Consider the following 5,958-nt stretch of genomic DNA (forward strand, 5'->3'; position numbering starts at 1 on the left):
GCGCCGCCCCCGCCGCCGCCCCCTGCCCTGGCGCTGAACCAGAGCGTGGCCGAGGCCGCCTCGGTCTATGTCGCCTTCGTGCGCGAAGTCGGGTCGATCCAGGCCGGCTTCCCTGACGCCGAATCCATCCAGGCCGCCGTCCGCAAGGGCGCCGCCGTCGAGGCCGGCCAGCTGTCGCGCGGCATGATCGCCTACGGCGCCATCCTGGCCCTGCAATCCCCTGAATACGTCGCCGGCGTGCGCCAGTTCGCCTCCGACCCGGCCCAGCGTCAGCAGATGGTGTCGCGAATCGTCGCCGACCCGGCCTACGCCGCCACCCTGCCCGGCGCGGAAGCCGCCGCCGGCCTGATCGCCAGCACCATGGGCCAGGACGCGGCGACCATGACCGCCCTTGCCGAAGCGGTGGAGACGGACGCCTACACCATCCAGGGACGCAGCGACCCGCGCCGCCGCTGGGCCACCCAGCCCGTCGCCGACCGCAACGGCCGCCTGGAAGGCGCCAAATCCCTGTCGGCCGTGCCGCGCCTGCCCTCGGCCGAGGACAGCGCCCGCCTGTTCGCCGCCGCCAACAGCGGCTCGGGCCTGAACCTGACCGCCGCCCAGCGCGGCGCGCCCTTCACGCCCGCCATCGTCAACTCCCTGGCCATCGCGGCCCTGGCGGCCCTGGGCGCGGCGGGCGAGGACGCCAAGGCGAACACCGACGCCCTGACGACCGAATCGAACAATGAGTTCTGCCTCAGCATGTCGAAGCTGATGCTGTTCCAGTGCCTGGCGGCGGCCAAGCCGAACTATGAGGACATCTTCTGCGCCGGTCGTCACGTCGTTCGCGACCTGGCCCAGTGCACCTCGCAGTACACGGGACCGATGCCCACCATCACCGTGGCCGTGCCGCCTGCAGGCGCGCCCACGCCGATGGCCCAGGCGCAGAACCAGTCTTCGCCGACCGCGTCCCCGCACGGCTGAGGCTGATTATCGCTGTGGGCTGAGCCGGGGCGGTTGCGTCCGCCCCGTGTTCCGTGTAATAGCCCGCGCTCTTGAATTCGAAGGGTTCATGACCCCGCCGCGCGGGACACGGTTCTGCGCAGGCGTTTACTTGTATTGAAGGCGAGCCCGATGGCTGAGATCATTCTGAACGTTGATGTCCGCGAAAACGTGGGCACCGGCGGCGCCCGCGCCGCGCGCCGCGAAGGCGCCGTCCCCGGCGTGCTGTACGGCGGCGACAAGGCTCCGGTGGCCATCTCCGTGAACGAGCGTGAGTTCCGCAAGTCGCTGTACACCGGCAAGCTGATCGGTCACCTGGTGACCCTGAAGTACGGCAAGGAAACCCAGCCGGTCATCGCCAAGGACATCCAGTTCGATCCGGTTTCCGACCGTCCGCTGCACTTCGACCTGATGCGCGTCGGCGCCAAGGAAGAGATCAAGATCGAAATCCCGGTCGCCTTCGTCAACGCCGACGAAGCACCCTACACCCGTCAGGGCGGCATGCTGGAAGTGGTTCGCCACACCGTCGAGATCATGGTCCGCGCCGACCGTATCCCGGCTGAACTGGTCGTCGACCTGAAGGGCCGCGAGATCGGCGAGAACATCCGCATCTCGGACATTCAACTGCCGGAAGGCGCTGCGCCGACCATCACCGACCGCGACTTCATGATCGCTGCGATCAAGAACTCGGCCGCCGCTCAGTCGGACGCCGGCGACACCACCGCCGAAGGCGAAGCCGAAGAAGCCTAAGGTTTCCTCCCCTATCGCCCTGCGCGCGGCGCAGGGCTGCCTGAGGGGATCAGAAATCAGCCCCGCCCGGTTCGCCTGGCGGGGCTTTTCTTTGCCCGAAGCACGAGGCATGAGGATCGCATGATCATCATCGCCGGCCTGGGCAATCCCGGCCCCAAATACGAAAAGAACCGCCACAACATCGGCTTCATGGCCGTGGACGAGATCGCTAGCCGCTGGCGCTTCGGTCCCTCGCGCGCCAAGTTCCAGTCGATCGTCGCCGACGGCGAGGTCGAGGGGACCAAGGTTCTGCTGATGAAGCCCCAGACCTATATGAACGAGAGCGGCCGCGCCGTGGGCGAGGCGGCGCGCTTCTACAAGGTGAAGCCCGAACACGTCATCGTCTTCCACGACGAGATCGACCTGGCTCCCGGCCGCTTCCGCATGAAGAAGGGCGGCGGCGCAGCAGGCCAGAACGGGATTCGCAGCCTGATCAGCCACCTGGGCGCCGACTTCCGCCGCGCCCGCATGGGCATCGGCCACCCTGGCGAGCCCCAGTTGGTTCACGCCCACGTCCTGGGCGACTTCCACAAGGCCGACAAGCCGTGGCTGGACGCCATGCTGCAAGCCTGCGCCGACGCCCTGCCTTTCGCGGTGGCGGGCGACGACGAGCGTTATCAGGGCGAAGTCATGCGCCTGGCTCCTGCTCCCAAGTTCAGTCCGAGGCAGGCGGCGAAGGGGGAGTAACCCTCTCCCGCTGGGAGAGGGTCGATCAATCCGTCGTTGTCCACGCCGCCTTCAGGGTCGCCGCGCCATTCGCCGGCACGCTCAGCGTCCAGACCGGATAGCCCGTGTCGTCCACCCGACTGCGCACCGACTGGCTGCGGATACGGAAACCGCGCTGCATAGCGGCCGAGGCCACCAGCTCGACCGTCACCGGCTCAGAGCGGGCGTTGGTGACTGTGGTCTCAACCTCGGTGCGCTCGGTCGTGACGGCGCCGCGCGTCGAACTGCCGGACTTCACCAGCCGCGTCTGCACCCGCACGTCCGGCGATTCGCCGAAGGCCAACCGCACCGGCAGCCCCACACCCTTGTCCTCGAACCGATCCTGACCGGCCAGCAGCACGCCGCCCGCCCCGTCCGGCTGCATCACCGCCATTGAACCGCCCGGCAGGGCCACGCCCAGTCCGGCGCGCTCTTCATTGCGCAGTTTCATGACGATGGCTGTGGGTTGCGGTTCGTCATCCGGGTTCAGCACCCCGCCACGATAGACCCGCTCATAGGCCACGCCCTCGCGCTCCAGAAAGCGCACCTGCTTGGTCTGCCGCGCCGCGACGGTCGTGGGCTCAGGCAGGGTGTAGATCTTGTAGTCGCCCAGTTCGCCTTGTTCAGCCAGCTTCGGAGCGCGCGCCATGCGGCTGCCGGTGACGACGACGTCAGCCGCCTCCATCGCCATCGGCCTCGGCGGAGCCGGAGGCGGCGGAGGAGGCGGCGCGCCGCCATAGCCCGCGAACTGCCCTGAACCGAACGTCGTCGTTCCCTGCGGCCAGCACTGGTTCTGCGGATAGCGGACCAACGGCTCGACCGGCACGGTGCCTGCGTCCTTCCTCAGCGTGCCCGCCACCACCTGCACCGGGGCGTCAGGGAACCCCGTGCCGCCGAAATTGGCCAGCGTGAGCCAGCCGGTCAGGTCCAGCGTCCCGTCCGTCGGGTTAAGGCGGGCCACATAGTCGGCCGACCACTGCAGCCCCGTGGTCAGATAGGCCAGCGTCACCGTATGCCGCCCCGCCCGCTCGGCCCGCGTGCGCACCGACAGGGTCGGCTGGTCGCCCAGTCCCTCCGGGATACGGTCGAACACGACCCGTTCGGTCTGGCCCGAGCAATCCAGCGCCTCGAACCGGCCGTCGATCTCCAGCACAGTCCCTTGAGCGCCCGCGCGGATGACCGCCGCTTTCTCGACCTGTTCGCCGGTCGCCGGATTGGTGCGAACGACGCGCACCACCTCGCCCACCGACTTCTCCATCAGACTGGCCGGCGACAGCAGGTCGAAGTCGGCGTTGCGCTCGACCACATGGGCGGGCAGGCCCTCCAGCACCGCGCTCTGCGGCATCACGCCGGTGGCCAGTCCGCGAAAACGGATGATCCCCTCGCCCGCCGGAAGATCGACCGTGCGCGTCTCCACGATCAGGGCCAGCCCCTGACGATCCAGCCGGCTCCACGGCTGGCGCGACTGTTCCATCAGGGCGACCGTATCGACCGGGCGGTCGCGATAGATCACCACAGTCGCCCCGTCAGGACGCGCGGACACGCTCTCCGTCTGGGCCCAGACCGCAGGCGCCAGAAGGCTCAGCGCAGTGGTGATCGCCAGAAGGCGGCGCATGAGATCAACCGCCCGTGGTGATGGTCGCGGTCAGCTTGGTCTCGCCGTTGGCGGGCACGGGCACGCGCCAGACGACGGTGCGGGCGTCGCGCATCTCGCCCGTGATGCTCTGATCCGTCAGTTCGGTGTCGCGGCCCAGACCGCGCTGGCGCACCTCGACCGTCACCGGCTCGGGCCGAGCGTTGCGGACGGTGTATTCCATCGCATAACGGGTGCGGAAATAGTCGACCAGGCGCTTCGACACCCGCTCGGACGACACCAGACGCGGTTGCACCGTCACGTCAAAGGCGTCGCCCGTCGTCACCACGATCTCTGACCCGGCGGGCGAGTGGTCGACCTGACTTTCGCCGATGAAGCGCGGCTCGCCCGCCTCATCCTTCACATAAACGCGGATCACGCCCGCAGGCAGGGCGCGCGCCGCGTCGCCCGATCCATTGGCGAAGATGACCCCGACTTCGGCCGCGATCGGCTCTTCGGCGCTGTAGAAGCCGTCGACCACCCGCAGATAGCGCTTGGTCGCGGGCACGCCCGCCGCGTCGATCAGGCCGACCTGCTTGGTCTGGTTGTTGGCGACCGTCACGGCCTCGGGCAGAGGATAGACATAGACGTCGGCCAGCGCGCCCTCACCGCCCGACTGGGTTCCATTGCCGCGCGTATTGGACACACGGACCGGCGGGCGCGAATTATAGCCGCCCTGATTGATCAGATTGACGTCGCCCGCCACCACGCGCGTCTGGGCGTTGCTGAAGGTCGCGCCCGAGTTGTTGGTCAGCGTCACCCAGCCGGTCAGGTCCAGCTTGCCCGCCTTCTCGTCGAAACGGGCGACATAGTCCGCCTTCCACGTCAGACCGCTGGTCAGATAGGACAGCGTCGTCTCGCGACGGCCAGCCCCCTCGGCGTCCAGCGTCACGCTGAGCGTCGGGCGCGGGCGCAGGTTCTGCGGCACCCGGTCGAAGATGACGCGCGTCGGCACGCCGTCGTCGCGCAGCACCTCGATGCGGTCGCCGATCTGCAGAACCACGCCCTGATTCGCCGCCAGCACGCGCGCGCGCTCGGTCGACTGGGCGCCCGATCCGGGGTTGGTGCGGACGATGCCGATCTCATTGCCGACGGCGCTTTCCATCAGCTTGCCCGGCGTCAGCAGGTCATAGTCGAAATTCTGCTCGACCACCGACAGGCCGCGCCCCGACAGGCCCACCGTCTCGGGCCGGATGCTTGCCGAAACGCCCGGAAACTCCTGACGCGAGCGCCCGGCGGGCACGTTCAGGTTCCGCACGTCCTCCACCAGGGCGATGTTCTGGTTGTAGACCGTCAGGGAGACGCGATCGGGACCGCCCGGCCCCTCCTCCACCTGTTGCGCGGCCGCAGGCGCGGCAAGAAGCAGGGCGAGAGCGAAGGGTCCGATGGCGCGGATCATGCGTGTCCTCGATGACTGTCCAAGCGTCACGCTGCACTGCGAAGGCGATCTTGTCGAGGCCGCGCGCGACGCCGCGTCGCCCCTCGCCGGTCTAGCTTCCCCGTCTGGGAAGGTTTAAGCCCTGCCCCGTGACCCGCTCCCAGGCAGAAAACTGGTCGACCTGGCGCTCGCTGGCCTTCCTGGCCGCGACGTTCGCCATCGTGATCGGCAGCCTGATGCCCTTCGCGGCGCTGGCGGCCTCCACGCCCGGCCACCCCATCGTCATCTGCTCGGCCGACGGTCCTCAGACCATCCAGTCCGGCGGCGTCGACGGCCCGGCCAAGGAGCATATGGGGGCCAAGTGCGCCGCCTGCGTCATGCCGCTGCTGGCCGCCCTGCCTGCGCCCGCCGCGCCGGAACCGGCGCCGGTCGTGCGCCTGACGCAGGCCGTCGTCTACGCCCCCTTCATCGC

6 protein-coding genes are annotated in these 5,958 nt (G+C 68.9%); 4 read left to right on the forward strand and 2 right to left on the reverse strand.

Annotated features, from left to right (window positions below; genetic code table 11):
• The 3 genes from BJP32_RS16485 to pth all read left to right on the forward strand — a co-directional run.
• On the forward strand, positions 1-963 hold a 963-nt coding region (locus BJP32_RS16485; protein WP_076224871.1), incomplete at its 5' end, for a hypothetical protein.
• A 150-nt stretch (positions 964-1,113) separates the two neighbouring features.
• Positions 1,114-1,731 (forward strand): 50S ribosomal protein L25/general stress protein Ctc, encoded by a 618-nt coding sequence (locus tag BJP32_RS16490; protein WP_003165552.1) that lies wholly within the window; start codon positions 1,114-1,116, stop codon positions 1,729-1,731.
• A gap of 120 nt (positions 1,732-1,851) precedes the next feature.
• A complete protein-coding gene (pth, locus tag BJP32_RS16495; protein ID WP_046651961.1) occupies positions 1,852-2,457 on the forward strand; it encodes an aminoacyl-tRNA hydrolase in 606 nt (201 codons plus the stop codon).
• A gap of 25 nt (positions 2,458-2,482) precedes the next feature.
• Here pth and BJP32_RS16500 read toward each other — a convergent pair whose 3' ends face one another.
• Together BJP32_RS16500 and BJP32_RS16505 are read right to left on the reverse strand one after the other, a co-directional pair.
• Complete coding sequence (locus BJP32_RS16500) at positions 2,483-4,090, reverse strand: DUF4139 domain-containing protein (protein WP_046651962.1); 1,608 nt, start codon at positions 4,088-4,090, stop codon at positions 2,483-2,485.
• Positions 4,091-4,094: 4 nt separating this feature from the next.
• Positions 4,095-5,507, reverse strand: coding sequence for a DUF4139 domain-containing protein (locus BJP32_RS16505; RefSeq protein ID WP_046651963.1), 1,413 nt, complete (start codon positions 5,505-5,507; stop codon positions 4,095-4,097).
• A 128-nt stretch (positions 5,508-5,635) separates the two neighbouring features.
• On the opposite strand from BJP32_RS16505, the gene BJP32_RS16510 reads away from it, so the two are divergent.
• Positions 5,636-5,958, forward strand: a 323-nt coding sequence (locus BJP32_RS16510; RefSeq protein WP_076224873.1) for a hypothetical protein, incomplete at its 3' end; no start/stop codon positions are given.

Origin of the sequence: Brevundimonas sp. ZS04, from assembly GCF_001956865.1 — a bacterium.
In the GTDB taxonomy this organism is placed as follows: Bacteria; Pseudomonadota; Alphaproteobacteria; order Caulobacterales; family Caulobacteraceae; genus Brevundimonas; species Brevundimonas diminuta.

What these genes read in the sequence shown, in the direction of transcription:
- BJP32_RS16505 (WP_046651963.1), bottom strand. Translation starts at nt 5,507, where the DNA reads ATGATCCGCGCCATCGGACCCTTCGCTCTCGCCCTGCTTCTTGCCGCG.
- pth (WP_046651961.1), top strand. Translation starts at nt 1,852, where the DNA reads ATGATCATCATCGCCGGCCTGGGCAATCCCGGCCCCAAATACGAAAAG.
- BJP32_RS16500 (WP_046651962.1), bottom strand. Translation starts at nt 4,090, where the DNA reads ATGCGCCGCCTTCTGGCGATCACCACTGCGCTGAGCCTTCTGGCGCCT.
- BJP32_RS16490 (WP_003165552.1), top strand. Translation starts at nt 1,114, where the DNA reads ATGGCTGAGATCATTCTGAACGTTGATGTCCGCGAAAACGTGGGCACC.